We start from the raw sequence: 26,530 nt of genomic DNA, 5'->3' as shown, positions 1-26,530 counted from the left end.
AGTCATATAGATAGTCAAGGTAGCATAGCCCAGGCCGTGGGCGATTCCAACCAACACGAATTCCATCGAACAATAGTTCGATTAGATAATGGATGCTTGGGATGCGGGTGGGGTCTGTCCTATTCAAACATCTGCGGCAGGTCGATGAAGACGGTTCGATCGCTTTCGTCAGCTTCGAAGCCCGAACGGGAGAAGAATCCGTAGCGATGGCATTTGAGCCCCGTTGCCTCGACTTGGGTGATTTCCTCGTCGACCATTTTTTGCGTGACGGGGGATTTGCGGAACTTTGCTTCGTAGAATGCGTAGCCCTCGGGGTCTTGCGTTACCACATCGAATTCGCCGCTCGTTTTGTTTGCGGGATCGTCGTACCAGTACTTGCCTATGGCATCGAAAGCCGGTTCGATCTTGCCAGTCCTGTTTTGCCGTACGAGGTATTGACGGCAGATCTCCTCGAACATATGTGGAGTGTAGTTTTCCTCGAAGTCTTGGGAGACGTGACGATCATAGAAGACTTCCGGGTCGAGCAGCTGACGCGCAGAAGCATTGCGGAAGACGTAGCGATAGTAAAAGAGCGAAAGTGGGTCCACCACAAAGTAGCCAGACTTGCGCTTATTCGTAGGGTCGTTGATGGGTGCACGCTTTTGGACGATTTCGAGTGACATGAGCTTGTCGAGTACGTCTGCCATGGCCGGACCGCTCGAGACGTGCGACTGTGCCAGCACGTCCCCCCAACGGGAGTAACCTTGTGCGAGAGCCCCGAAAACTTCGTTGGCGTTGGTCATCTTCGAGATCTCGGCGTTGAGATAGGACGGTACTTCGCTTTCTAAGCGGGCGCCAGGTTCTGTGACGAGCTCGATGATATTGTCGCGTACGCTTTGGGACTGATCGATGAGGCGATTGTAAAAGGGGATGCCGCCAAAAACGCTATAGAGCCGCACCTTGTCCTCGGGTGAGAACGCGGGATAGAACTTTGCAGCGTCAAAGTAATCCATGGGCTTAAGCTCAAGCGCGAGATCAATTCGCCCGTAGAGGGGGCTTTCATGCTCGATGAGAGATTTCATAATCTCAACATAGGAGCCGCACAGGACAATGTTTAAACGTGAGTCTTCCCTGTGAGCGTCGATTGAGGTCTGGAGAATGCTGTCTAAGCCTTTAACCGCATCTCTCAAGTAGGGGTATTCGTCGAGAACGAGGGTAATGTTCTTGTCTTTGGCTTGGGCAAACAGAAATTCGATGAGCTCGCGGATGCCCGTGAAGGCGAGCGGAGGAAAGCTTAGCGCTTCAGCAGCAAGGGCGGACAGACTCTCGAGGTTGTCTGCCTCGGAGGTTTGGCGGCACTCGTAATAGATCGTTGCGACGTCCGATAAATCGGTTAGCGCCTGCTTGATGAGCTCACTTTTGCCGACGCGACGCCTTCCGTAAATGAGAACATTGCGCTGCTCGGGCGCATTGAGTGTTTTCTTAATACGGGCGAGTTCAAGCTCCCTGCCAATGAATTCCACTTACTCGGTTCCTTCCGACTCGGTTTTGTCCGAGTTAATTGTATCGCATGAACAAGTTTATGCTCGAGTTTACTCGGACAAAACCGAGTCGGTTCTGTCCGAGTAAGTTTGAATAGCGAATCGAAATTGTTATGTCCACATGGCGATGGCGAACATGGTTTCCATAAGCGCCGCGTTCGCGCTTGTTATTGCCGCAATGCGCTGTGTCGCTGAGGCGCAGATCGTACCGCTCGAAAGCGTCTTTTGGTTGGCGAACCTGGCCACGGGCGTGTTCTGCGGTGCGACGATTTTCGCGGCCACGTTTGCTGTCCTGTGTGCAACGTTTTTCACGGCGAAAAGACGCCGTGCCAAGCTCGAGGCAGAACTCGACTCCTCAGACGACATCTAATGCGCAATGGGCCGGCTCTGGGTATCCAGAACCAGCCCATTTTGATGTTCGATTAGCCGAGTCGGCGCCTCTCACAAAAGTAAGTAGGAGCTAGCGAGGCCTATCCGAATTGACCTCATTGGCGGTGTCTTTTTCGAGCGCCGTGCGGCGGGCGCTGTAGGCGACAAGGCCGGCACCAACTGCGGCGAGCGCTGCTGCGGCTGCGGTTAGGGGGACGTTGCTGTCGCCCGTGCCCGCAAGCGCGCCCACTTTTCCGGAGCGCTTGTTATTGCCGTGGTCCTTGCCACTGCCGGAGCTGCTTCCGCCGGAGCCGCCGCCCTTGTCAGTACCGCCGCCACTCGAGCCACCATCGCCGTCTACTGTCATCGGGGCGTCGTGAAGTCCTGTCGTATCCGCGCTGTCGCATACGCCGACCTGCACTTCCGAGCGTTCGCATGCCGCGTCGGACACATGAAGCTCGTGCAGAACGGCACCCAGCGCCGAGTTTGCGTCCGGTCGGATCTCCTCGAGCGTTACGGGATCGAGCGCCACCAGATTACGCGCCTTCGCATACAGCGTGACGCGCTTGCCCACTTCGTCGCTCCAGCTCTCGGGGATGGCGAAGCTCATGCGGAACTGTGCCGTGCAACCCGGTGCCAGCACGGCGTTGCCGTTGTCGGCTACCAGCGGGTGCGTTGCAAAACGTGCGCCCAGCGTCTCGAGTGCGTACTTCGCGTGTGCCATGTCGTTGGCCGAAGCGTCCTCGGCAAGCTCCGGATCGTAGATCGATGCCATACGTGCGTTCACTCCGAATCCGATGGATGCGCTGGAGAACGGCTGGCTGGAGCCCTCTCGGTACAGATCGATTGTGCCGGCAGTCAGCAAAGTGTTGCCGTCGTTTCGCACCGTGACCATGAAGGATTCGCCTGCTGCTCCGGGCACCACCGCGCCCGAGGTGGCGACCGCGCCCGTCGGAGTGGCACACGCCACCAAGGGCACTTCGATGCCGTGCAGCTCTGCCTCGCTCTTCTCCGCGCTCACAATGTGCGTGGCGAGCGCGGAGAGCATGCCTCCCGACGTCAAAAATGTCGTTATCTGATCGATGGGATGGTCCAGCTCGCACATCACGAACGGCTTCGTGAACAGATCGCCTGCCAAGGTGCTGGCGAAGATGCGGAAGTGCTTGCCCATCACTGCTACCGGGTTGCCTTCTTCGTCGTAGGTTTGCCCCACCTTGCCATCGGTGTTCTCTACATAGAGCGCGCACCTGCCGTTGTTGCTTATGCTAAACGATGCCGGGCCACAGCCTGCGGCACCCACGGGCTGCGTTGCAAATGCCGATGCGCCTCGCGTCCAAGTAATATGCTGCAGCTGCTCGTTGACGGTGGCCAAAAAGCCCGAATGTTGTGGCCACGGCACCGCATGGGGCACCGTGGCGTCTGGTGGCATAACGCCCCAGCCCGCAATGGACTGGCCGATCACGGCGTACGATGCGCAGCCGCAACCGTCTGCGGTCTCGTACGCAACGGGCACCACCATTTTGCCGTTGATATTCTCGGGCTCGCTCAGCTCGATACTCGACGGTGCCTGCGGAAAGCGAAGAACTTGGCGGAACGTCAGGCTGTCGCCCAAATCATCTGACCACAGGGTAAAGCATTCCAGCGCAACCTCGGCCTCGCTGCCGAGCGCCTTCTCTGCGGTGGTTCCGCGGCGGTGGAGGTAGGCACCCGACAGGCGTCCGTCGACCAGCGTCTTGCCTACCGTGATGCGCGGGCACTGCAGGCAATGGTAGCCATCCTCCTGCAGGCGGCCGCGCGAGATGCTGCGCCACGACGTGTGCGATATCACTCGAACTCCGTCGTTGCTTATGCGCAGGCGCACAACGGACAGTATGCCGGATGTGCTCGCCGTATCGAAAAGGGTGTTGTCGCCGGCGGGGCGCTCGCCCGAGACCAGCAGCACGTAGGCGTCCTGGTTTCCTCTTCCGTCCGTATATTCCACCACGTCGAAGTCGTAATCGAATATGCCGTCGCGCTCCACGTCGCCCTCGCCAAACCCAAGGGGAAAGTCCACGGGCGTGGGAGCGGACCACGTGCCGTTTGCCTTTGTGTGCACCACCAGGCGCGAGCGGCCATTGTCGCCGTAGCGCACCGAGGCGATACGGAACAGGCATTCTACGCCGGCAATCATCGTTAGCTTCATGTGGGCTTCGCTGAGCACGCCGGAAAACAGCACGTTGTCGCTCGAGGGTTTTATGCCGCCACGCTCGTCCTCCGACACGCCGGCAGAATTGGCGTTCGGGTCCGCAACGGCGTTCGTTGACTGACCGATGTAGGTGTACTCATACATCGGTGCGGCATTTTCGTCGTTCTCCATCAGCGCATGGACGAAATGTTCGACCTGTCCCGTGTCGTCGCTCTCCGCGTTCGCCTCGAGCTCAATGCGCGTGACCGCTTGATCCCAATCACGTACGGTAGGCGCGATGTTTATCGCGGCGGCTGCAACCTCGGCGCGTGCGAGCAGCTCGGAATTGGTGACGATGGTGGCCGACGCGATAAACTGCGGCACGCCACCTGCCTCGGTGTTGCCGGGCGTGCCGAAGCAGGCATCCAGCGTGTAAGGCGTATCTCCACCCAATGCCAGCTCAGAGCGTTGGAGCACATACTGGCCGCCATTGTTCACCGACATATTCCACGAATCGATGAGTGTGGGCCACGACCCCGACCAAGCCTTGGTGGTCCACTTGAACATTACGAACTGGAGTATCACATCGACATCGACGTCTGCACCTACGCGCAGCCGCGGAAGCTGGTGTCCATCTGCCTTCTCGTACCCAATGAACAGTGTGAGGGATGCGGCGCCACGCACAGCGGACGAAGCGACGCCTGCAATGCCGGCTCCAAAGGTGACGGCAAGTCCGATCTGGATGGTGAACGAGCCCGACGTGTTGGAATAGTCGAGCGAAATGTTCTTGAAAAACGCCGCGCCGCTGCCGTGCGTGTGGGCGCCCACGGCGAGCGCCAGTTTTGCCAGCACCCAGGGGTTGACGTTTAGGAAAAACGGCACCGGTCCTAGGGTAAACTGCTCGGTCCAATTGAGGTCGGTTCTTACCTGGACGAGGGCCTTAATGTTGCCGTATGCGGGGTCGTTGTTGTCACCCCAGGTTTTGCCCACCCAATCGTAGGCGAGCGAGCCGTACAGCTGTGTGGCGATATCCATCGTGAACAGCGGCGTGCAATGGTGGCGAAGGAGCTTGGTGTTTCTTGGATCGGTGCCCGAACCGGCACTCATACTTTTGTACTGATTCCACTTCCCCTCCATTTCGTCGAGGTAGCGGTTTGCCTGCTTGGCGCCCGACTCGCGCGGTGACTTCTTCCAGTACTCCGGATCCGGATTGCCCGAATCGTTCATATAGCTGGCTGGTTTGTATCCTCCGCCAAACAGCACGTATCCAGCAAACGAGAAATCGAAGAGGATCGGAAATGTGGGCATCCAGCACGTGAACTTATTACCACCGATGCCGGGAAACGATGCGGGGAAATCAAACGGAGTGATCTCTTGGTCCATAGTGGTGGGGACGATAGTGGTCGATCCGGATTCCGCCTTTGCCGCCGGCGCGGTAACAACGGCCATGGGGGAGGAGAGCGTGTAGGTTTTGCCCTGGTAGTCGAGGACAAAGCGCAGCTTGCATCCTTCTTCCAGAAGGCTCGACGTTGCATCGAGGAACTTGTCTTCGAGTGTGAACGTCGCCAGACTATCTGCGCCCGATGCGCTGGCCTTGATCTGACCAATCTGCGTGACGGTTTCGGTTGAGCTGCCCGCAGCGGGCATCACTTTATTGATATGCAATGTTGCCTGCCCGCCCTGCGGCAGATGAGCCTGCACGGTAAAAGCGTGCGTGTCGGGCTGGTCGTTTGCTGCTTCGTCCGCTGGCATTGCCATAAACGTGGCGTCGGCGTACTGGATGTCCCATTCGTCGAACGTGAGCTGGCGGAAGTACGGCTCGCCGTCGGAAAGCGGACGTGTGGGTGCGGTTATGGCGGTGCCGCCCTGGATACGCGCAAGGGGAATCTCGACATCACGGTAGCCCGCCATGCTAATGGAGATGCCGCCGTTAAAGTCGTACGCGTCAAGGAGCGTTGCCTCGTCCACGTAGCCTTCCGAAAGAGGGGCGACCTCAAAGATGGCCGTGCCTTCGTCATCGGTCGTGGCGGTTAGCTGCTTGCCTACGGCATAGCGCGATGTGAGCGTGACCTGGGCACCTGCGATGGGCGTATTCTTGTTGGCGACGTCGACCACGACCACACCAAACATGGTGCGCGAGAGAACGAGCACCTTGAAGGGGTCTTCTTCGTCGGCATAGGCCGCGGTGGGCGCGAACGGCAGCAGGAAGGCATTTTCGCTTCCCGGCACGCGAGGCAACATAATGCTCGCCAGCGAGGACGCTCCAGCAACAAGTAACGAACGGCGATCAAGCATCTTGGGCTCCCATCCCGCAAATATCGGTGGAAATAATCCAATTTTGCGAGAAGACGCTTCGTGGCGGTAGTGCCGTTCAAGGGTCAAAATGTCCAAATTGATCGAGAGAAGCGCCGGGTTCCGGAACGCGTTCGATGCGCTTGGCAGCCCGGTCGCTAACGCAACATGTGCGCGACCAGCTCGGCGCGTGTGCCGATGCCAAGCTTTGCGTATACGCCGGATAGGCGGTTTTTGACGGTGCCCGGCGATACTCCCATATGGCGTGCGATTTCAGCGTTGGTCCATCCGCGGCAGGCGAGCATGGCCATGGTGAACTCTGTGGTTGTTAAATCGTCGGCAACGTCCTCGCCCGAATCGGGGTTGTGGATGCGCCGCCAGCCGTAGCTGAAGTGGTACGTGATCTCGATGATGCGTGCGAAGTCGTCAGGGTATTGCGTTTTTAGGCATGCCTCGATGAGCCCCTGCAAAAGGCCGTGGTGCTCGCCGATGAGCTCGATAAGGCCGTCGGGACGCGCAATGTTCCAAGCAGCTCCGAAATGCGTCCTTGCGGCGTCGACGTCTTTGAGACTCATGCAGGCCATGGAAGCTGCCAGGTGCAGGAACAGCTCCGAGATGGGATAGCTACCCTGTTTCATGATCAGGGCGTTTTCCGCCATGCCCAGACTGCGGCCATATTCGCCGCGCAGGTACAGGGCATGCGCCATCACGTAGCTGGCGAACAGTCGCAGGCCTTCGGGCAGATGCGCCGCAAGCGGATAAAACTCTTCGGCAGAATACGGGGAAGGCAAGTGCAGCAGGACGCTCGCGGCCGAGGCGAACAGGATATGCGTGGCGTGGACGGCGGGTGATTCCTCGTCGGCCGGCGTATCGAGGATGCCAGCAAGGCAACGGCGGGCATCGGCGATACGGTTGAGCGACAGACTGGCATATCCGCAGATAAAGCATGCGGAATAGCGCAGTGCGGGGTCGGTGGCGTCAAGATAGGGGCGTGCTGTCTTGGCGGCGAGTGCGGCCTGTCCGCGAAAGTACAGCGCTTCCGCCGTGGCGATGGTGCGTGAATCGGGGTCGGAAATGCCTGCAACCGCAGCGTCAATCTGCCCCGGCACAAAGGCGGTGCACATCAACGGCATGGGAATGAGCGGGTAACCATCGCAGTCCATCTTCCATCTCCCATCAGGTGGCAACAATAGCAGCAATTGTACTCCTGTTGCTCGGGACTGGAATTTGTGGGTATCGCCTACGATTATGCCGAACGTATAAAGGAAGAGTCTATTGGCGATGCTCTTAAGGTGGTTGTCGAGGCATGGCTGACCTTGGCATAAGGAAAAACTGCCGCCCCTGCAAAAAGCTCTGCCGAAGCGATGGGAAACGAACCTCGCTCTGCATATAATGAGGTCATATGACAGCGCGTTTGCATATGTGCGGCGCGTTCCATCGACCCGAAAAGGAGCCCTGCATGGATCCCAACAAGCGTCCCGACGATATGGTGCGTATCACCACTCCCGAACTTGCTCAGGCGTTCATCGACGAGCAGGTCACCGCAATCCGCGAGCAGATCGGTGACAAGAAGGTTCTGCTGTGGCCCTTTCTGGCGGCGTCGACAGCTCTGTTGTCGCGGCGCTGCTGATCAAGGCCATCGGCAAGCAGCTTATCTGCGTGCATGTGAACCATGGACTCATGCGCAAGGGCGAGAGCGAGCAGGTCATCGACGTGTTCCAGAATCAGATGGACGCCAACCTGGTCTATGTTGACGCGACTGATCGCTTCCTGGATAAGCTCGTGGACGTCGAGGAGCCCGAGGCCAAGCGTAAGATTATCGGCGCCGAGTTCATTCGCGTGTTCGAGGAGGAGGCCCGCAAGGTCGGTGACGAGGTCAGTTTCCTCGCCCAGGGCACCATCTATCCCGACATCCTGGAGTCCCAGGATGGCGTGAAGGCTCACCACAACGTGGGCGGCCTGCCCGAGGATCTGCAATTTGAGCTTTGCGAGCCCGTTAAGCTGCTGTACAAGGACGAGGTGCGCGTCGTGGGCCGCGAGCTCGGCCTGCCCGAGAACATGGTTGAGCGTCAACCGTTCCCCGGCCCCGGCTTGGGCGTTCGCTGCCTTGGCGCCATCACCCGCGACCGTCTTGAGGCGCTGCGCGAAGCCGACGCCATCGTGCGCGAGGAGATTGACAAGGCAGGTCTGACAATCTGGCAGTATTTTGCCGTCGTGCCCGACTTCCGCGCCACCGGCGTGCGCGAGGGTAAGCGCGCCTACGACTGGCCCTGCATCATCCGCTGCATCAACACCGTCGACGTCATGACCGCCGAGGTGCCTGAGCTCGACTGGGCGCTGCTCAAGCGCATTACCGCTCGCGTGACCGCCGAGGTCCCCGGTATTTGCCGCGTTTGCTACGACCTCACGCCGAAGCCCGTTGGCACGGTCGAGTGGGAGTAAGCTAACTCAGCTGGTAGGCGACGAGAACTAGCAGATGTGACAAAGGGACAGTCCCTTTGTCACATCCTCGATATTATGTGCGGGATGGTACGCCACGCGGCGTGCCATCCCGTTCGTTATTTTAATGAGCCGAGTGCGCGAGTGGGAAGAGTCACGAGCATGGTCGTTCCGCGCTCCGAGCTCTCTTCGACCTCGATGGAGCCGCCGTGGAGTGCGGCAATCTCCCAGACCAGTGCAAGCCCCAGCCCCACGCCGCCATATGCCCTGCTGCGCGATTTGTCGACGCGAAAGAAGGGCTGAAAGATGCTCGTCTGGTATTGCTCGGGAATGCCCGGTCCCTGGTCGCGCACGCGTAGCAGCACGCGGTCGCCTTCGGCGCAGGCGTTGATTTGCACGGTCGAGTTGGGCGCGCTATAGCGTATGGCGTTTTCGGTCAAGTTGAACAGCAACCGATAGATCAGCGTGTCGCTGCCGATCGTTTGCGCGTCGCCCTCACTTGTAAGCGTGATGTCTTTTTGCTCGGCAAGGGGTGCCAGGTCCGTGAGCACTTCTTCGATCATCGGCGCTAGGTCAATCACATCGTTGCAAGGGACACTGCGCAGCTCGCTCATCTCGAGCAGGGTCTTTGTCATGTGCGTCATTCGCTCGGTCTGCTCCTGCAGCAGCCCGAGCAGGCTCGCTGTATCGGCGTCGACGTCGGGGTGCTCGGCGCAAAACAGCTCAACCTGGGCCTGCATGAGCGCAAGCGGCGTGCGCAGTTCGTGCGCCGCATTGCCCGTAAACTGTCTTTGTGCGGAAAATCCCTCGTCAAGGCGGGTAATCATGTCGTTAAACGACGCGCTGCAGCGCCTGAGTTCAGAGGGCACGTCCTCGCTGATTTTTGTGTCGGCGAGGTTGTCGGGCCGCACGCTCTCGACTTGCGTCGCAAAGAAGCGCAACGGCCGCAGCGCATGTCCGCTCACAAAGTAGGCCAGCACGCCACCGAGCAGCGTCACCGCCGCGGTTATGCACCAGCTCGTCGCGCTAAACGATGCTTGGGCGTCACTCACGACGATGGTCAGCTCGTCATCGAGCTCTTTGCTTGCCGGGTCAAATGAGCTGGGCGATGCGGTCTCCACCTTGCTGTGCGCCGACGCTTCTGCACCAATCGAGTCCATGTAGCGCATGCCGGAGTAACCAACCAGACAATTCATAAGTACGCAGGTCGAACATACCAGCAGGGCCGTCATTAACGTGATGCGCCACTGCAGCGACAGCCGCTTCATTTGCCGCCCTCCATAACGTAGCCTTCGCCGATTCGGTTGCGGATGGGGTCGTGCCCCAACGCACCGCGCAGCTTTTTTCGCAGCGACGAGATATGCACGCGGGTCGCGTTGCTAAAGCTGTTGACGCTGCTGTCCCATACATGCTCGATAAGCTCTTCCTGGCTCACCGGCCGCCCCTGGTTAAGCATCAGGTATTCCAAGATGCCGGTCTCCTTGCGCGTGAGGGATAGAACCTCGTCGCCTACGGAGGCGGCGCGTGCTTTAGTGTCAAAGTTCAGCGGTCCGCAGGTCAGGACGACATCGCTTTGCATAAAGCGTCTGAGCGTGAGGCTGCGTATGCGTGCCGCCAGCTCCTCAAGATGGAACGGCTTGGTGAGGTAGTCGTTGGCGCCCGCATCGAGCCCCGCTACCTTGTCGGAGACCTCGCCACGTGCCGAGAGCACGAGCACCTTGGTCTCGCAATCAGTTGTTCTGAGTTGCCTGAGCACGGTCATGCCGTCGACATGGGGGAGATTGAGGTCGAGCACGACAAGATCAAATGTCTCGACATCGAGCAGATCGAGGGCTTGCTGCCCGTCGTAGCAGCAGTCGACGCTATAGGCCAAGTTGCGCAGGCTGCGTGCGATCGCATCGCACAGCGCCCGCTCGTCCTCGACGACCAAGATGCGCATAACGTTCTCCTTGCATAGTCATTCACGCTTAACACGGATTTTATAGTCGGTATGGTCCAATGGGTCGCGAAACGAAAGGAGTGGTCAGATTGTTCAAAGCGATTAAGCCTGTGGCGCAGGTGGCTTTGTTGATCGTTGGGATAGCCATGGTTGGCTTTGGAATTATGCGCGGCGAGGCAGATGCCGTGCTGGCAAAGGCAATCAGGCTGTGCTTGGAGTGTATCGGAATTGGATAAAAGAAAAAACACCGCATCGCATCTTTTAGCGCGATTTCGTGGATTGATTCAGGCGGCGGCGACGCTTGCGACCAATATTCACCTGCCTAACTTTGCCAAGGGAGGCATCTACCAGGGAGCGGGCAAAGCCGTCTGCGTGCCGGGCCTCAACTGCTACTCGTGTCCGGCGGCCTCGGGTGCGTGCCCCATCGGGTCGTTTCAGTCGGTGGTGGGCTCGTCTAAGTTCAGCTTTTCGTATTACGTCACCGGAACGCTCATTTTGATCGGCGTGCTGCTGGGGCGTTTTGTATGCGGCTTTTTGTGCCCGTTTGGATGGCTGCAAGAGCTTCTGCATAAGATTCCCAGCAAAAAGCTCTCCACGAAAAAGCTCAAGCCGCTCACGTACATCAAGTATGCCGTGCTGCTGTTTGCCGTGGTGCTGCTGCCCGTCTTGGTTGTCAACGATGTGGGTATGGGCGACCCGTTCTTTTGCAAGTACATCTGCCCGCAGGGCGTGCTCGAGGGCGCGATTCCGCTGTCCATCATGAACACGGGAATCCGCTCCGCGCTGGGAAAGCTCTTTACCTGGAAGCTCGCGATCCTCATTGTGGTTGCGGTGCTGAGCGTGCTGTTCTACCGCCCCTTCTGTAAATGGATTTGCCCCCTCGGCGCATTTTATGCACTCATGAACAAGGTGTCGTTGCTGGGGATTCGGGTCGATCATTGTAAATGCGTCTCGTGCGGCAAGTGCGCCAAGGTGTGCCAGATGGACGTGGACGTTACGCGTACGCCCGACCATGCCGAGTGCATTCGTTGCGGCAAATGCGTGGGCGCGTGCCCCGTCGATGCTATTAGCTTTCGCTACGGGCTGGGTGTGACGGGCGACAAACTCGCGCAGTCCACGCAAGCCTGCGAAAACAAATAGGTACCTATATAAGTTTCGATATAAACGGAGGAACCATGAAACTGTCAAAAATTGCGGCTCTGTTGATGCTGCCCGTGCTGGCGCTGACTCTCGCGGCGTGCTCTGCCCCCAAGGGCGACGCGAAGGATGCCACGAGCGGCGATGCGCAGATTGCCGAGCTTGTGGCACAAAAGCCGTCGAGCGCCGAGGAGGCGGCCAAGCTGTACCAGCAGCTGCTGCAAAAGGAAAACGAGATCTTTGCGAGCGATAACGCCCTATGGGAAAAGGTGTTCCTTGCGGCCAACAAAGACACTCCCATGATTGAGGACGGCAAGAACTACGGTGACTTCTTGCTCGATACCATCGAGGGCGCCAAGGATCAGTTTGCGGCTGACGAGCTTAAGACGCTTAAGGCCGGCGCGCAGCAGGTCAAGGAGATCGAGGACAAGCTCATGGCGCTGGAGAAGGAGTTCCCCGGATGTGGCAGCACGCCCGGCGAGGGAGAGAGCGTCGATGCCTCGACCGCGGGCATGACCAACGGCGAGAGCGGGGAGACGAAGTTCCCCAGCTTTAAGGGCAAGGACTTGGACGGCAACGATGTAAACAGCGACGAGCTGTTCTCCAAGAACAAGGTCACCGTCATGAACTTCTGGTTTACCACCTGCAAGCCGTGCGTGGGAGAGCTGGGCGATCTGGAGAAGCTCAACAAGGAGCTTGCCGAGAAGGGCGGCCAGGTCGTGGGCGTTAATTCCTTTACGCTCGATGGCAATAAAGACGAGGTGGCTGATGCCAAGGACGTGCTTTCCAAGAAGGGCGTGACGTATAAGAACATCTGGTTTAAGTCGGACAGCGAGGCCGGAAAGTTCACCTCCAACCTGTACTCGTTCCCGACCACCTACGTGATCGACCAGAACGGTAACATTGTGGGAGAGCCGATCATGGGCGGCATCAACTCCGCTGAGCAGCGCGAGGCGCTCAACAAACTGATCGATCAGGCACTCGCGAAGAGCGAACAGTAAGTCTGTGGGACAGACAACTGAAGGGGAGTCGCTGGAAACAGCGACTCTTTTTTCTGCTTCGGGGTAGCATCATGGGTATACGTCGAAAGGGCACGCAGCTTTTCGTGCATTGCCTGAGCGGTGCGCGAAGCAACCAAGCTGTGAGTTTTCTTAAGCGTTCTGGGTATGGCAGTGTCAAGAATATCGGCGGCATAAGCGGCTACACGGGAAAGGTGGTGCGTTAGCTATGAAGGTGGTTATCGTTGGAGGCGTCGCGGGCGGCGCATCGGCGGCGGCACGTTTGCGCAGACTCGACGAGCAGGCCCAAATTGTCATCTTTGAGCGCACGGGTTTTGTATCGTATGCCAATTGTGGGCTTCCGTACTACATTGGCGGCGTGATAGAAGAAGAGAGCGCATTGACGCTGCAGTCTCCCAAGGGCTTTTGGGATCGCTTTCGCATTGCGGTCAAGACGAGTCACGAGGTGTTTGCCATCCATCCCGATTCGCATACGGTCGAGGTTCGCAATATGCTGACGGGCGCGGAATTTGTCGAGACGTATGACAAGCTCATCCTGTCGCCGGGTGCAAAGCCGATTCGCCCTGCGTTGCCGGGCATCGACTCGGATAAAATCTTTAGCCTACGCACCGTTGAGGACACGCTGCGTATTCACAGCTATGTTCGAGAGCGGCGACCGAGCAGTGCCGTCGTGATCGGCGGCGGCTTCATTGGCGTCGAGACGGCGGAGAATCTGTGTGAGCTGGGGCTCCAGGTGACCCTTCTGCAGCGTCCCGTCCAGCTTATGAACAACCTGGATTACGACATGGCGACCCTTTTGCATACCGAGGTGCGTGAGCACGGTATCGATCTGCGCCTCAAGGCCGATGTGACAGGTTTTGAGGAAGTTGATGGCCGCGTTGTCACCCATGTTGCGGGCGATGACCCTATCGGAGCCGATATGGTGCTGCTTGCCATTGGCGTGGCACCTGAGAGCCATCTGGCGCAAGAGGCGGGGCTCGAACTGGGCATCAAGGGGGCTATTGTGGTCAACGACCGCATGGAGACCTCTGCTGCCGACGTGTATGCCGTGGGCGATGCCGTGCAGGTCACGCATCAGGTGACCGGCGAGGACGCGGTCATTTCGCTCGCCGGCCCCGCCAACAAGCAGGGGCGTGTCGTCGCCGATGTCATAGCCGGCATGGACAGCTGCTACCGCGGATCGTTGGGCTCATCGGTTATCAAGGTATTCGACTTGACGGCGGCAAGCACGGGACTATCCGAAAAGGCAGCACGCGCGGCGGGAATTGACTGCGACAGCGTGGTCCTGTCGCCCGGTTCGCATGCGGGTTATTATCCGGGTGCAACGCCCATGACCATGAAGGTTGTCTTCGAGAAGCAGGGATTGCGCCTGCTGGGTGCGCAAATCGTGGGCATCGATGGTGTGGACAAGCGTATCGACGTTCTGGCGACTGCCATCCAGGCAGGCATGCGCGGCGATAGGCTTAAGGATTTGGACCTAGCATACGCGCCGCCGTATTCATCGGCGAAGGATCCCGTCAATATGGCGGGCTTTATGATCGAGAACCTCAATCGCGGCATACTGGCGCAGTGGCATTGGGAGGATGAGCCCAACTTGCCACGCGATGGTAGCGTGCAGCTGCTCGATGTTCGTACGGAAGGGGAGTATGAGCGCGGGCATATCGATGGTTTCGTAAACATTCCCGTCGATGATCTGCGCAATCGCCTGGGCGAGCTCGACCGGGCCAAGCCGGTCTACGTGATTTGCCAGAGCGGCATTCGCAGCTACATTGCTTGCCGCATTTTGGCGCAGCATGGCTTTGAGTGCTTTAACTTCTCGGGCGGCTATCGCTTCTTTGCAGCCGTGACTGAGGCTCGCCGCGGCAGCGCTAACGTTATGCCGTGCGGGTTCGAAAAGTAGCGCGCATTGGAATGTGACAAAGTGACAGCCTCTTTGTCGCATCGGGGATGTTATATGCGGGACGGTGCGCCACGTGGCGTGCCGTCCCGTTCGTTTTTGGGGCAGTACGTTACATTTCTCACTGGAGCAGGCCAAAAATGAGGATAGAGTAGGACAAACGCGCCGAACGTGAACGGCGGGGGAGCGGGCGAGCGCGCCCGCGCGAGAGAGGTTGCCGTCCATGCTGGATCTCAGAGTTATTTGCAAAAGGTACGTTACGCAGTCGTTTACGCAGGTAGCGCTCGACAGCGTAAGCCTGTCTTTTCGCGATAACGAGTTCGTAGCCATTCTGGGTCCCTCGGGTTCGGGTAAAACTACGATGCTCAACGTCATCGGTGGACTCGATCATTTCGATTCGGGCGATCTGCTGATCGACGGCATCTCGACCAAGGACTTCAACGACCGCGATTGGGATGCCTATCGCAATAATCGCATCGGCTTTGTGTTCCAGAGCTATAACCTCATTCCGCATCAGAGCATTTTGGAAAACGTGGAGTTGGCGCTTACGCTCACGGGCGTGGGGCATGCCGAGCGCCGCCAACGTGCGCGCAAGGCGCTCGAGGCAGTCGGTCTGGGCGAGCACGTTGACAAGCGCCCGAGCCAGCTTTCGGGCGGGCAGATGCAGCGCGTGGCCATTGCCCGCGCCCTGATCAATGACCCCGAGATTGTGCTGGCTGACGAGCCGACCGGCGCCTTGGATTCAACGACGTCCGTCCAGGTCATGGATTTGCTCAAGGACGTTGCGCGCGACCGTCTGGTCATCATGGTCACGCACAATCCCGAGCTGGCGTACAAGTACGCCACGCGCATTGTCAACCTGGCGGACGGCAAGGTCACCGACGATTCAGATCCCTTTGATGCTGCCGAGGCCGCGCGTCGCGAGGCCAAGCCCACGCGCAAAACCTCGATGAGCTTTGTGACGGCGCTTGGGCTTTCTGCCCGAAACCTCATGACCAAGAAGGGCCGCACGGCCATGACGGCCTTTGCAGGTTCGATTGGCATTATCGGCATTGCGGCGATCCTGGCGCTCTCCAACGGCGTAAACGACTACATCAAAAAGGTCGAGGAGGACACGCTCTCGAGCTACCCGCTGACGATTTCCAAACAAGATTATGACCTGTCGTCCATGATGGGCGGGCATGGGGCTACGGATGATGAGGTGTCCGAGGGCGAGGATTCATCCGACGCCACCGGTGGCAAAGATAAGGGAACCGATAAGATCCCTGTGGTCACGGCCGTAAAAGACATGTTCGCAAGCGTTAAATCTAACGATATGACGAGCTTTAAGGCATGGCTCGATGCCGGTGGCGACGGCATCGATAAAGAGGTCAATGCTATCCAGTACGGCTATGGCGTGACGCCGGTTGTCTATCGTGCGGGCAAGGGCGATGAGAAACCTGTCCGGCTGGTGCCCAACGCTATGACCGAGGCCATGAGCGGCGGCGCAAGTTCGGCGGCAACGGTGAGCATGGATTCCATGGGGACCTCGGTCTTTAACGAGATGATTGACGACCAGAGCCTGCTCGACAGCCAGTACGATGTCGTTGCCGGCCATTGGCCTACGTCTGCCAACGAGGCCGTGATGGTGCTTTCGAGCCGCGGTACGGTGGGCGACTACACCCTCTATAGCATCGGTGCGCTGGATATCGATGAGCTCAACGACCTGGTCAACAGCGCCATGACGGCCGACGGCAAGGTCGAGACGCCCAAGGCCGGCACCGACTTTACCTACGACGATGCGCTGTCCACGACGTTTAAGGTGCTGTCGCCGTCCGATGCCTATCGCAAAAACGAAGAGACCGGCATGTGGACTGACATGTCTGGCGATGCCGACTTTATGGCGGCCAAGGTTGCCGACGGTATTGACGTGCGCATTGTGGGCGTGGTGCGACCCAACGAGGCGGCAAACGCGAGCGCATTGTCCCCGGGCATTGCCTATACGCATGCGCTGACTCGCCAGCTTATGGAGCGTGCTGCCGATTCGCAGATTGTGCAGGAGCAGCTTGCCTACCCCGAGACGGATGTCTTTACGGGCAAAACCTTCGACGAGCTGCAGGGCGAAGCCAAGCAGGGCGTGGATTTGGGCAGTATGTTCAGCGTAGACGAGGCGGCACTGAAGAGCGCGTTCTCTCTCGATTCGTCTGCGCTCTCGGGTGCGGCCGGCGGCATGGACCTTTCTAGCCTTGATTTGTCCGGGCTGGATATTGACCTTTCGGGTGTTGGGCGAGACATCGACTTCGGTGACATCATGGCCAAGGCGCCGGCCCCGGATTTCTCGGGCATCTTTGACGGTCTGGAGCTCACGCCCGAGCAAATGCAGCAGGTGGGAACGCTTGCCAATCAGCTGTTTGAGGGCTTTATGCAGTCCGATCAGTTTAAGGCGCTGTCGCCCGAAGATCTTAAGGATGCGTCAAAGCTTGCTGCCGCATTCTCGGCGTATCTTGAGAATGATGCCGCGGCCCAGCAATACCTGGCTCAGCTCAGGGCACTCGGCGGCGATGCCCTGGCCGAGCGTCTGCAGCAGGTGATGGGCGACTATGTGCAAAAGCAGCTGGCTCCGTATTTGCAGCAGTCTATGGATCAGGTGATGAAGGCGGTCAGCGAGCAGATTGCGACGACGGTATCAACCCAGCTCAAGGCGGGTGCGGCAGGGCTCATGGACCAAATGGCGACGCAGATGTCTTCGAGTTTTGCCAACTTGGCGAGCGCCATGCGCGTGGATGCAAACGCCTTTGCTCGCGCTATCCACTTTAGCATGGACGCTGAGGACCTGAGTTCGCTCATGATGAGCTATGCCAAGGCGTCAAAGCTCACCTACGAAAACAATCTGGCCACGTTGGGCTATGAGGACGAGGCGGACCCCATCTCGGTCAAGATTTTCCCGCGCGACTTTGAGGCCAAGGAGCGCGTGCTCGATCACATCGATGCGTACAACAAGCAGGTCAAAGCCGCCGGCCATGATGAACAGGCGATCTCGTACACCGACTACATGGGTATCATCATGGGTTCGGTGACCGACATCGTGAACACCATCAGCTTGGTGCTCATCGCATTCGTGAGTATCAGTTTGGTGGTGAGCTCCATCATGATCGGCATCATCACCTACATCAGCGTGCTGGAGCGCAAAAAGGAGATTGGCATCCTGCGCGCGATTGGCGCGTCAAAGCGCAACGTGGCCAACGTATTTAATGCCGAGACCTTTATCGAAGGTCTCATTGCCGGCGTCTTTGCCATTGTCGTCGTGGTGGCTGTGAGCCTTCCGGTTAATGCCTGGGCGCTTGCGGCCAAGCAGGTACCCAATCTGATGAGCCTGCCCGTGCAGGATGCGCTGGTGCTTATTGCAGTTTCGGTGCTGCTGACGGTCGTTGCCGGCCTGCTGCCGGCCCGCAGCGCATCCAAGAAAGACCCTGTGGAAGCCCTACGCTCCGAATAATGTGACAAAGGGACAGTCCCTTTGTCGCATTGGGGGCCCAATTACCGTTCGGCACGTTAAGGGTCCCCGCTCCCCGCTTAACACTTGACGAAGAATCTCCATCTTTATATACCTATCGGTAGGCATATAGGTTGCATTGCCGATAGAAACGGAGTAACCATGACTCTTATCGCACCAGCCGAAAAGGACCGCCCCCGTGAGAGCGGCGCATTTGCTTGGATTGTCGTTATTGCGCTCGGTTTAATGTCTGCGGGAACAACCGGCACCTACAGCATCATTGCCGGCTCATTCATCGCTCCTGTATGTGAAGACCTGGGCTTTGACTACACTTCTTTCTCTTTCTATTTCACCGCGATTCTTCTTGGCCTTGCGCTTGGGCTTCCGCTTTTGAGTCGTTTCATTCCAAAAGTAATCGGCAAACCATGGCATATTTGCGTTGAACTCGTCCTTATTGCCGCCGGCGCCGCAATGGCGTTCTACACCGAGGTCTGGATGTTCATCGTCTCCGCCGCAGTGATCGGCATCTGCTTTTCGTTCACAACGGGTGTCTGCATGTCCGATGTCATTGACCAATGGTTCAGTAAATCGTCTGGTCTTGCCATCGGCCTTGCGTGGGGCGTTAATTCTCTCTGCACGCTGCTATTGAGTCCTGTCATTACACTGGTCATCGAGCAGCAAGGCTGGCGTACGGGTTACATCGTACTTGCGGCCGTTTCTGCAGCCATGATATTGCCCACAAGCGCATTTATCATTCGCCTTAAGCCTTCTGATCGCAATATGCTTCCGTACGGAGAGACTACCTCCGAAACCCATGAGAGCTACAGCGCCGATGAAAAGGAAGATGTCTCTTCGGGCATGGCGCTCCGCGATGCCGCGAAAACGCCATCTTTTATTCTCTGCGCCCTTCTGCTCTGCGTGGCGCAACTCACCTGCTGCATGAACCAGCTGTTCCCGACCTATGCAAGCGAGGTCGGCTTCAATCCCATCGTGGGAAGCCTAATGGTTTCGGCGGCTTCGCTCTCCGATATTTTCCTAAATCCCTTCGTAGGCAAAACATGCGACAAGCTCGGTGCTATTAAAGCAACGGTCGCATGGACGGGAGTCAGCATTCTTTCATTCCTACTTCTCATCTTTGGCGGAAGCAACGAGACCGTTTCCATCATCGCGGCCGGCGTAAACGACGTCATGTTCGCCATCGTTGGAACTGCAATGCCGATGATTCTCCTCTCGCTCTTCGGATCACGCGATTTTGGAAGGATCTATTCGATTATTTGCTCAGCGGGCTATGTTGTCGGAGCTTTCGGAATGCCAGTCATGATGAAGGTTTACGGTATGGCAGGGTCTTTCCAAGGAGTATTCGTCTTCTGTATCATCTGCAACCTTCTGATTGCGACATTTGCTTTAGTTTCCGGTATCCTCAATAAGACTACCGCGAAATAACCTGACCAACGAACTGCCCTTCAGCCCTGTCATTTGTCTCCGCAAGTTAAAACGAAATTGGGGCCGATTCCAACATAGCTGGAATCGGCCCCAATTTCTATTCAACAACTTTTGCAATCATCGCGAACACGGGTTTCGAACCATTCCGCGACCCCGCAAGTCGTCGCATCGCGCTTGCCAAGGTGCCTCTGTTATTACGCGCCTATTTAAACATGAGTTCGACGATCCCTGCCCAAACAGCCTTTTCATCGATGTCTTCATCTTGGGCAACGGTATTGCTCGCTCCCTCAAGTACGGTGTAAAGAATCTGCACGTACAGCATGACGTCTGTTTCATCGGAAAACGCGCCAATTTCTAGGCCATGGAGAAGGATGTCTTTAAGCGCGTCCATAGTTCGGTTGATCGCCGTTGCCTGACGTTCCTGAACTGCAGGGATTCGATTTGCCTGAATACTGACCTCGGCCAGCACGCGACGGCGCTTTTCATCACTACGATAGCCGCCTATAACCGAATTGCCGAGCTCGATAAGCGCCGCCTTGAATCCGTCCCTATCGACTATTAGCGAGTAGTCGCGCTGATAGTCGATAGTCGGAAACATACTATCTAAGAGCGTGGTGAAAATATCCTCTTTAGAGGGAAAGTAGTAGTACACCGATGGCTTGGATATACCGACACGGTCGCAGATTTTTCCAATGGACGCCTTGTCGTAACCGACTTCTGCCACAAGATCATACATTGCGTCCAATATTTTTCCCTTTGTGCTCACGCTTCACTTCTCCATTGCAAATCACTTCCGCATTGCCAACATTATTAAGAATGGCAACGGAACATCAATTCGTGTCCAAACACGACCACTATAAACGGTGAACGGTAGGTATCGACAGGCGAATGGCAATTATACAAAAACACCTACCGAACGGTAGGTATAGTAGTACTATAGCTGGTGTAACCCCGCTATTGTCGCGGCCGGACAGCATTGCGGGAAACCCGACGGAAGGACCAACCATGTACGAGAACTATCGTATGCCGGGCGAGTTTGAGAAGCGCTCCAACGTCTATGTGACATGGCTTCCCGATTACATTCGCGCAGAGGGCTTCGATAATCGCCAGCCCTGCGTTGACGTAATTAAAGCTTTGCTTGAGTATGGCGACGTTACGGTCAATCTCAACTGTGGCACCCCCGGCTCCTACGAGGAAGCCTGCTCGCGCCTTAAAGAAGAAGGGGTGGATCTCGACCGTATCCAGATTACGCAGTTCGAAGACTCCAACTTCTACGTTCGCGACAACGGCCCCAGCATCATGGTCGACGACGAAGGCCATTCCTATATGGTCAACCCCGCTTGGACCTATTATGGCGTGTGGGACAAGAACTCCCCAGAGTGCCAGTCCGCACGCAGGGCAGCTGTTCACATGGCGGTTGCGCTCGGGTGCTTCGATATCGTCAATTCCGAAATGGTTTCGGAGGGCGGCGACCGCGAGTTTGACGGTCACGGCACCCTGATCGCCATCGAGGACACGGAATGCCGCAAGCGCAATCCCGAGTTCTCAAAAGAGGAAGTGGAGGCCGAGTACAAGCGCATCTACAACCTCAACAAGGTTATCTGGCTGCCGCAGCCTATGCTTGAGGACGACGACTATCGACTGGGCATCCTCGACGAGAAGGAAGATGGAACTCCTGTCTTCGGCATGAGCTTCGCCGCCCACATCGATGAGATGTGCCGCTTTATCACCCCGAACAAGATTCTTCTTGCCGAGGTATCCGATGAGGAGGCCGCCTCGAGCAAGGCGGGCGCGGAATCGCATCGTCGCATCGACGCCGCCTACGAGATTCTACGCGCCGAGACGGACTGGGAGGGCAAGCCCTTCGAAATCGTCCGCATGCCCACTGCCGAGCCGATCGAGGTTGTCATCGCTCCCGGCGACGAGGACTACGAGCTGTATAAGGGCTTCATCGACGAAATGGGCGGCAAGTTCATGGATGGCACCCCTTGGCCCGAAGGCCCCGTTCACTTTTATGCCGCAGCAAGCTACTGCAACTTCCTCATCTGCAACGGCGTCGTTCTTGGCCAGCGTTATTACCACGAAGGCATGAGCGAAGTCGTGAAGGAGAAGGACGAGCAGGCCAAGGCGGTTCTTGAGAGCTGCTTCCCCGATCGCAAGGTCATCATGATCGACTCTCTCGCGCTTAACCTGTCCGGCGGCGGCGTGCACTGCTGGACCAAGGACGTGGCCGCCAGCTGCTAGCAAGTTCTTAAACTTGCGCTGCCTGATCCAAGCGCCACACTTACAGTCCCCGAGGGATATCCGTGTTTCCCTCGGGGGCGCATTCGACACTTACCCATCAAACAATTGAAAGGAAATAGGCATGAACAACAGCCTTCGCGGTCGCGACTACCTCAACATCCACGATCTTTCCTCTGAGGATTTCCGTTACCTCATCGATCTTGCCTGGAACCTCAAGGCCCAGAAAAAGTCCGGTGTCGACCAGCGCTACTTCCCCGGCAAGAACGTTCTCGCCAACTTTGAGTGGGGCTCGACCCGCACTCGTTGCGCCTTTGAGACCTCTTGCAACGACCTGGGCATGGGCTTCACCTATCTGACCAACTCCCACATGGGCGATTGCGAGACCATCGAGGATGCCATGCGCGTCTTCAACGGCATGTATGATCTCATTGTCTATCGTGCACAAAAGGACGAGCAGTTCCTCTATGATGTCGCCGACTTGGTCGATATTCCAGTCATCAATGCCCTCACCCTCGGCGATCACCCGACCCAGATGCTCGCTGACGCTCTCACGATGGAGGAGCAGTGGGGTGGTCTGCGCACGAGCCGTGGCAAGAAGATGGCCTTTGTTGGCAACTGCGCCGGCGCCCCCGTGTGGTATGGCCGTCTGTGCGCGATGCTCGACATGGACTTCCTCGCCATCGGCCCCGACGACCTCCGTCACCAGATGTGCAAGGAAATGATCGAGGAGGTTGAGGCCTGCTACGCCAAGTACGCGCCTAACAGGACCTTCACCATCACCTCTGACCTTGATGCTCTGGACGGTGTCGACGTAATCGTTACCGAGGAGTGGCGCTACATCAACCCCGAGTGCGGCGACGAGGTTCTGGACCCTGACGACTACAACTCTTGGCTTGGCGACGCCGAGTCCCTGTACCCCTATCGCGTCACCAGTGAGCTGTGCAAGCGCACCAACAACCCCGACATCTTCTGCATGCACGAGCTCCCCTCTGTTCACAACGCAAATCACCGCGTTGGCAAGATGTTGCTCGACCAGTGCAAGAACGACCTGCATCGTGAAATCATCACCGAGGGCTTTGAGATTGCGGACGAGTGCTTTGAGGCCAACGCGTCGGTCATCTTCCGTGAGGCAGAGAACCGTCAGCACACCATCAAGGCCGTTATGTGCGCCCTTCTGGGTCTCTAGGAGCTGTATCAATGGAAAATGCAAAGTTAAAGAGCAGCAAGGTTTACGCATGGGTTCTCGTGATCGCGCTCGGCCTCATGTCTGCCGGTACGACCGGATCCTATAGCGTAATCGCTGGCTCCTTCGTCGCGCCCGTGTGCGAGGAGTTCGGATTTGACTACTCCATCTTCTCGTATTACTTCACTGCAACGCTCATTGGTCTTGCAGCGGCTCTTCCGTTTGTCGGAAAACTCATCCCCAAGGTTGTTGGCAAGTTTTGGCTCCCCGTCGTCGAGCTTATTCTGCTCGCCGCTGGCGCAGGCATGGCCTTCTACACCGAAGTCTGGATGTTCATCGCAGCTGGTGCTTTGATTGGCGTTTGCTTCGCCTTCACTACCGGTGTCGCCATGTCCGATGTTATTGACCAGTGGTTCAAAAAATCTGGCGGCCTGGCAATTGGTCTCGCTTGGGCAGTGAACTCGATTTACATGCTCATCATGAGTCCCGTCATCACCTCTGTCATTGAGGCTGCTGGCTGGAGGACTGGTTATCTGGTGCTCGCTGGCGTCTCCGCCGTGCTCATTCTTCCCGCTTCCATCCTGATTATCCGCTATAAGCCCCAGGACAAGGGCATGCTGCCCTATGGCTATGTCGAAGGCGAGACGGTCGCCGAGACCGAGGAGACGACCGAGGATAGTGCACGTGGCGTTAGCTACGCACGCGCTATTAAGTCGCCTGCATTCTTTTTCTGCATCGGCTTCCTCTGCCTCGTTCAGCTTACTTGCTGCATGAACCAGCTGTTCCCCACCTATGCCGCCGAGGTCGGCTTTAGCCCCATGGTGGGTGGCTTCATGGTTTCCGCCGCATCGCTGTTCGACCTGTTCCTCAACCCGATCGTCGGTACCACTTGCGATAAGTTTGGCAGCACCAAGGCCATTCTGAGCTGGCTCGCCGTCTCGATTCTCTCCTTTGTCATGCTCATGATGAGCAGCGGCAACTCGACGCTCAGCATTCTTGCTGCCGGTGTTAACGACGTCATGTACGTCATCGCCGGCACCGCTCTGACCGTTTTGGTGATGGACGTCTTTGGCTCCCGTGACTTTGGTCGCATCTTCGCGCTCATCTGCTCCGTGGGCTATATCGTCGGCGCCTTTGGCATGCCCGTCATGATGAAGGTATACGAGCTTGTCGGCTCCTTCCAGGGCGTTTTCATCTTCTGTATTGCATGCAACGTCATCATCGGTCTGTTCTTGCTGCTGGCAAAGAAGACTGGTAAGAGCCTCTCTTGGGACGAATAGTTCGATTCGTCTTAGTCATACGCTGTAGGAGTTAATCTGCAGCAGCTTTAGGGCATCGGCTAACGCCGGTGCCCTTTTTCATGGAATGTGACAAAGGGACAGTCCTTTTGTCACATTGGGCGCCTAGCTCGTTTTGCCCATCAACGTGATACGGATGCTTGGATGGGTGTACTCGTCAAACTCGTCCTCGGGATCCGTATCAAACGAGTAATACACCTTGATGGGGTCGTCACTCGTCCTGATAGAGATTCTCTCGTAGAGTGAGCCGTTCAAAAATGCCTGCCTAAACTCTTCGGGGAGCTTTTGCGGTGCTAGGAGCTCGGGACTCACGGTCTTGACGTCTACGGTTTGGACGACAGAGGAAAGTTCGTCCAAGTCGAGCTCGATGCGGGCGAGGTTGTCCTCAAGGCTCGCGTCGGGGTCGATCTCTGCTATGTAACTCACTTCCTTGAGCGTTCCCTTGTTGTCGAAATCCAGGTACGTATAGGTCTTCTGGGTATCGGAGTCGCCGTCGTGAAGGTAGCCGCGGACGTGATAGCCGTAATCTTGATATCGCTCGTAAGGGTCATCGGCGGATACGTACTCGCATGCGGGCTCTAGCGTCTTGCGGGCGATGGCGATCTGCTCGGCCGCGGCCGCGGCGTTCTGTTGCATCTCGATGTTTCCCTGCGCCAGCTGCGGGATATAGGCACCGCACACGATTGCGAGGGGCAGTGCCACAAGCGCGACGATCCACTTTTTTGCACGGGGGATAGGCACGCCACAGGCCTCTGCCATGGCCTTTGCGTTGGCAAAGCTTTCGGCAAGCACGTCTGCCGCGGTGGCGACGGCGCCTACGGCAGCGGCGACTTCTGCCGCACCGCCCAGGTTGCGTGCGGTCTCATTGTCGCTGTTCTTGAGCAGACGCGCGGCGGCCTGCGTGCCAACAACGCCTGCAATTTGTGCCGAGCGGTCTTTTTCGCTCTGCTCGACGGCGAGCCGGTGCTGCATTTCTTTCCACTGCTTGCCGCGCATGCCAAAGCGCGGCGCGAGCGCGCAGTAGCAGAAGATGGCGAGCTCGACGGCGGTGAGCGCCAAGGCGGTCATCATGCCCGTCTCCTGGAAGCTTTCATGATGGAAGACGATATCGTCAATCATTTCGAAGGGAATGATCAAAAAAGGCAGCACAAACGCCATGGCAAGCGCCGCGCCGGCAACCTTGGGACAGATGCAGTATCGCTGGATGCGCTTGCGTTCTTGTTCGGAAAGTGTAGCCATAGCTGCTCCTTGGTGTCGTGGCGGTCGTTGCGGCGCATGGGGTGCGGGGCGCATCAGTTTGAGCTAGCGCTGGATAAGAACATAGAGCAAGATGCTCATCGCGATGAGCAAGAAGCCTGCGATGTTAAACATCAGTGTGGCAAAGTTGCCCACGATGGGGCGTTCGACATAGCTTTTGTCTGGGTTGCTGGGGTTGTAGTACACGGTCATTTGGCTACCGAGGGGCCAAAGCTGCTCCGCGAGGGTGCCTAGGCGGGCGATGGGGCCTGTCTGCACGTGCAGCCAGCCCTTGGCGTCTTCGTAGGCGGTGGCTTGCGTGCGGATGGGGAGTCCCGACAAGCTTTTGGTCTTTATGCCACGGAATTGTTTTTTCGCGCGGTATTGCGTGCCGTCGACGGCGTATTCCAAAACGGGATACATCCTGCCTTCGCCCATAAAGCGATGGTCGATGACCGTTCCCATGGTCACGGCGGTACAGGCCTTGGCTTTCTTGCGAGCGGCGGCTTTCATGAGCGCGCTCACTCCGATAAGCAGGATGCCGATGCCCCCAACCAAGATGAGCGCGAGCAGGGATATCTGCGACGTGGTCACGGCGTTCTCCTTTGGTGCGATACCGTCATATGTGACCCAGTATAGAGGATCCCGCCATCGATGAGCTATTGCGGGGGGGGGTCAATTCTGAATGTGACAAATGGGCTGTTCCTTTGTCACATCGGGGACTGCGGAATCGAGGTCTAATACTTTTCCCGAGAAGTGAACGAGTGAAAACGGACTCCCGAAGCATCGACACTTTTGGCGTGCAATTTCCTGCGGTTTTGCCAGTCAAATCCTGCGGTTTTGACGCCTAAAAATGTCAATGCTTCGGGGGTCCAAAT

At 57.5% G+C, this 26,530-nt stretch carries 20 protein-coding genes; 12 read left to right on the top strand and 8 right to left on the bottom strand.

The window, feature by feature from the left end; all coding sequences use genetic code 11:
- Positions 1-119 precede the first annotated feature (119 nt).
- Positions 120-1,502 carry an ATP-binding protein gene (locus DWW12_RS02610; protein WP_117655545.1) on the bottom strand — a complete coding sequence of 461 codons (1,383 nt, stop codon included), beginning with the start codon at positions 1,500-1,502 and terminating at the stop codon, positions 120-122.
- 139 nt (positions 1,503-1,641) lie between these two features.
- Here DWW12_RS02610 and DWW12_RS02605 point away from each other — a divergent pair, with 139 nt between their 5' ends.
- On the top strand, positions 1,642-1,890 hold the full coding sequence (locus DWW12_RS02605) for a hypothetical protein (protein ID WP_117655544.1): 249 nt from the start codon (positions 1,642-1,644) through the stop codon (positions 1,888-1,890).
- 90 nt (positions 1,891-1,980) lie between these two features.
- Here the strand turns inward: DWW12_RS02605 and DWW12_RS02600 are convergent, their stop codons facing one another.
- Positions 1,981-6,348, bottom strand: coding sequence for a hypothetical protein (locus DWW12_RS02600; protein ID WP_117854847.1), 4,368 nt, complete (start codon positions 6,346-6,348; stop codon positions 1,981-1,983).
- Positions 6,349-6,503: 155 nt separating this feature from the next.
- Positions 6,504-7,508, bottom strand: a complete 1,005-nt coding sequence (locus DWW12_RS02595) for a helix-turn-helix transcriptional regulator (RefSeq protein ID WP_117854846.1) — start codon at positions 7,506-7,508, stop codon at positions 6,504-6,506.
- A gap of 296 nt (positions 7,509-7,804) precedes the next feature.
- Between DWW12_RS02595 and DWW12_RS09995 the strand changes: the two genes are divergently transcribed.
- Both DWW12_RS09995 and guaA read left to right on the top strand, forming a co-directional pair.
- Positions 7,805-7,975 (top strand): hypothetical protein, encoded by a 171-nt coding sequence (locus DWW12_RS09995; protein ID WP_233544213.1) that lies wholly within the window; start codon positions 7,805-7,807, stop codon positions 7,973-7,975.
- Positions 7,927-8,787, top strand: a complete 861-nt coding sequence (guaA, locus tag DWW12_RS02590) for a glutamine-hydrolyzing GMP synthase (protein ID WP_233544212.1) — start codon at positions 7,927-7,929, stop codon at positions 8,785-8,787. The genes DWW12_RS09995 and guaA overlap by 49 nt, the downstream gene beginning before the upstream one ends.
- Positions 8,788-8,903: 116 nt before the next feature.
- Here the strand turns inward: guaA and DWW12_RS02585 are convergent, their stop codons facing one another.
- The gene (locus DWW12_RS02585; RefSeq protein ID WP_117854844.1) at positions 8,904-10,052 is read right to left on the bottom strand and encodes a HAMP domain-containing sensor histidine kinase; all 1,149 of its coding nucleotides are present in this window, start codon (positions 10,050-10,052) and stop codon (positions 8,904-8,906) included.
- Positions 10,049-10,723, bottom strand: a complete 675-nt coding sequence (locus DWW12_RS02580; RefSeq protein ID WP_117854842.1) for a response regulator transcription factor — start codon at positions 10,721-10,723, stop codon at positions 10,049-10,051. The genes DWW12_RS02585 and DWW12_RS02580 overlap by 4 nt, the downstream gene beginning before the upstream one ends.
- A 59-nt stretch (positions 10,724-10,782) precedes the next feature.
- On the opposite strand from DWW12_RS02580, the gene DWW12_RS10110 reads away from it, so the two are divergent.
- The 6 genes from DWW12_RS10110 to DWW12_RS02550 all read left to right on the top strand — a co-directional run bounded on the left by DWW12_RS10110 (position 10,783) and on the right by DWW12_RS02550 (position 19,691).
- Complete coding sequence (locus DWW12_RS10110) at positions 10,783-10,959, top strand: CD1871A family CXXC motif-containing protein (protein WP_117854840.1); 177 nt, start codon at positions 10,783-10,785, stop codon at positions 10,957-10,959.
- A complete protein-coding gene (locus tag DWW12_RS02570) occupies positions 10,952-11,863 on the top strand; it encodes a 4Fe-4S binding protein (RefSeq protein ID WP_369832398.1) in 912 nt (303 codons plus the stop codon). The genes DWW12_RS10110 and DWW12_RS02570 overlap by 8 nt, the downstream gene beginning before the upstream one ends.
- Before the next feature lie 35 nt (positions 11,864-11,898).
- Entirely contained in the window at positions 11,899-12,861 is a 963-nt protein-coding gene (locus tag DWW12_RS02565) for a redoxin domain-containing protein (protein ID WP_117635847.1), read from the top strand.
- Positions 12,862-13,087: 226 nt separating this feature from the next.
- The gene (locus tag DWW12_RS02560) at positions 13,088-14,779 is read left to right on the top strand and encodes an FAD-dependent oxidoreductase (RefSeq protein ID WP_117854837.1); all 1,692 of its coding nucleotides are present in this window, start codon (positions 13,088-13,090) and stop codon (positions 14,777-14,779) included.
- A 220-nt stretch (positions 14,780-14,999) separates the two neighbouring features.
- A complete protein-coding gene (locus DWW12_RS02555) occupies positions 15,000-18,251 on the top strand; it encodes an ABC transporter ATP-binding protein/permease (protein ID WP_117854835.1) in 3,252 nt (1,083 codons plus the stop codon).
- 159 nt (positions 18,252-18,410) lie between these two features.
- Entirely contained in the window at positions 18,411-19,691 is a 1,281-nt protein-coding gene (locus DWW12_RS02550) for an MFS transporter (RefSeq protein ID WP_117635845.1), read from the top strand.
- A 202-nt stretch (positions 19,692-19,893) separates the two neighbouring features.
- Here the strand turns inward: DWW12_RS02550 and DWW12_RS02545 are convergent, their stop codons facing one another.
- A complete protein-coding gene (locus DWW12_RS02545; protein ID WP_117563584.1) occupies positions 19,894-20,457 on the bottom strand; it encodes a TetR/AcrR family transcriptional regulator in 564 nt (187 codons plus the stop codon).
- Positions 20,458-20,696: 239 nt separating this feature from the next.
- Here DWW12_RS02545 and DWW12_RS02540 point away from each other — a divergent pair, with 239 nt between their 5' ends.
- From DWW12_RS02540 to DWW12_RS02530, 3 genes are all read left to right on the top strand, one after another.
- The gene (locus DWW12_RS02540) at positions 20,697-21,935 is read left to right on the top strand and encodes an agmatine/peptidylarginine deiminase (RefSeq protein WP_117635844.1); all 1,239 of its coding nucleotides are present in this window, start codon (positions 20,697-20,699) and stop codon (positions 21,933-21,935) included.
- 121 nt (positions 21,936-22,056) lie between these two features.
- Positions 22,057-23,121, top strand: a complete 1,065-nt coding sequence (locus DWW12_RS02535; RefSeq protein ID WP_117635843.1) for an ornithine carbamoyltransferase — start codon at positions 22,057-22,059, stop codon at positions 23,119-23,121.
- A gap of 11 nt (positions 23,122-23,132) precedes the next feature.
- Positions 23,133-24,398 carry an MFS transporter gene (locus tag DWW12_RS02530; RefSeq protein WP_117635842.1) on the top strand — a complete coding sequence of 422 codons (1,266 nt, stop codon included), beginning with the start codon at positions 23,133-23,135 and terminating at the stop codon, positions 24,396-24,398.
- Between the two features lie 123 nt (positions 24,399-24,521).
- On the opposite strand, the gene DWW12_RS02525 is transcribed toward DWW12_RS02530, so the two are convergent.
- A complete protein-coding gene (locus tag DWW12_RS02525; protein WP_117854832.1) occupies positions 24,522-25,655 on the bottom strand; it encodes a hypothetical protein in 1,134 nt (377 codons plus the stop codon).
- A 63-nt stretch (positions 25,656-25,718) separates the two neighbouring features.
- Complete coding sequence (locus DWW12_RS02520; RefSeq protein WP_117635840.1) at positions 25,719-26,246, bottom strand: DUF3592 domain-containing protein; 528 nt, start codon at positions 26,244-26,246, stop codon at positions 25,719-25,721.
- Positions 26,247-26,530: the final 284 nt, after the last annotated feature.

This window comes from Collinsella sp. AF14-35 (assembly GCF_003464565.1).
Lineage (GTDB): Bacteria > Actinomycetota > Coriobacteriia > Coriobacteriales > Coriobacteriaceae > Collinsella.
This window is presented reverse-complemented; position numbering and strand designations above follow the sequence as displayed.

Coding starts and splice junctions, on each gene's coding strand:
- DWW12_RS02550 (WP_117635845.1), top strand. CDS start 18,411: ATGACTCTTATCGCACCAGCCGAAAAGGACCGCCCCCGTGAGAGCGGC.
- DWW12_RS02555 (WP_117854835.1), top strand. CDS start 15,000: ATGCTGGATCTCAGAGTTATTTGCAAAAGGTACGTTACGCAGTCGTTT.
- DWW12_RS02530 (WP_117635842.1), top strand. CDS start 23,133: ATGGAAAATGCAAAGTTAAAGAGCAGCAAGGTTTACGCATGGGTTCTC.
- DWW12_RS02565 (WP_117635847.1), top strand. CDS start 11,899: ATGAAACTGTCAAAAATTGCGGCTCTGTTGATGCTGCCCGTGCTGGCG.
- DWW12_RS02535 (WP_117635843.1), top strand. CDS start 22,057: ATGAACAACAGCCTTCGCGGTCGCGACTACCTCAACATCCACGATCTT.
- DWW12_RS02595 (WP_117854846.1), bottom strand. CDS start 7,508: ATGGACTGCGATGGTTACCCGCTCATTCCCATGCCGTTGATGTGCACC.
- DWW12_RS02580 (WP_117854842.1), bottom strand. CDS start 10,723: ATGCGCATCTTGGTCGTCGAGGACGAGCGGGCGCTGTGCGATGCGATC.
- DWW12_RS02525 (WP_117854832.1), bottom strand. CDS start 25,655: ATGGCTACACTTTCCGAACAAGAACGCAAGCGCATCCAGCGATACTGC.
- DWW12_RS02560 (WP_117854837.1), top strand. CDS start 13,088: ATGAAGGTGGTTATCGTTGGAGGCGTCGCGGGCGGCGCATCGGCGGCG.
- DWW12_RS09995 (WP_233544213.1), top strand. CDS start 7,805: ATGGATCCCAACAAGCGTCCCGACGATATGGTGCGTATCACCACTCCC.
- DWW12_RS02605 (WP_117655544.1), top strand. CDS start 1,642: ATGGCGATGGCGAACATGGTTTCCATAAGCGCCGCGTTCGCGCTTGTT.
- DWW12_RS02585 (WP_117854844.1), bottom strand. CDS start 10,052: ATGAAGCGGCTGTCGCTGCAGTGGCGCATCACGTTAATGACGGCCCTG.
- DWW12_RS02600 (WP_117854847.1), bottom strand. CDS start 6,348: ATGCTTGATCGCCGTTCGTTACTTGTTGCTGGAGCGTCCTCGCTGGCG.
- DWW12_RS02540 (WP_117635844.1), top strand. CDS start 20,697: ATGTACGAGAACTATCGTATGCCGGGCGAGTTTGAGAAGCGCTCCAAC.
- DWW12_RS10110 (WP_117854840.1), top strand. CDS start 10,783: ATGGGTCGCGAAACGAAAGGAGTGGTCAGATTGTTCAAAGCGATTAAG.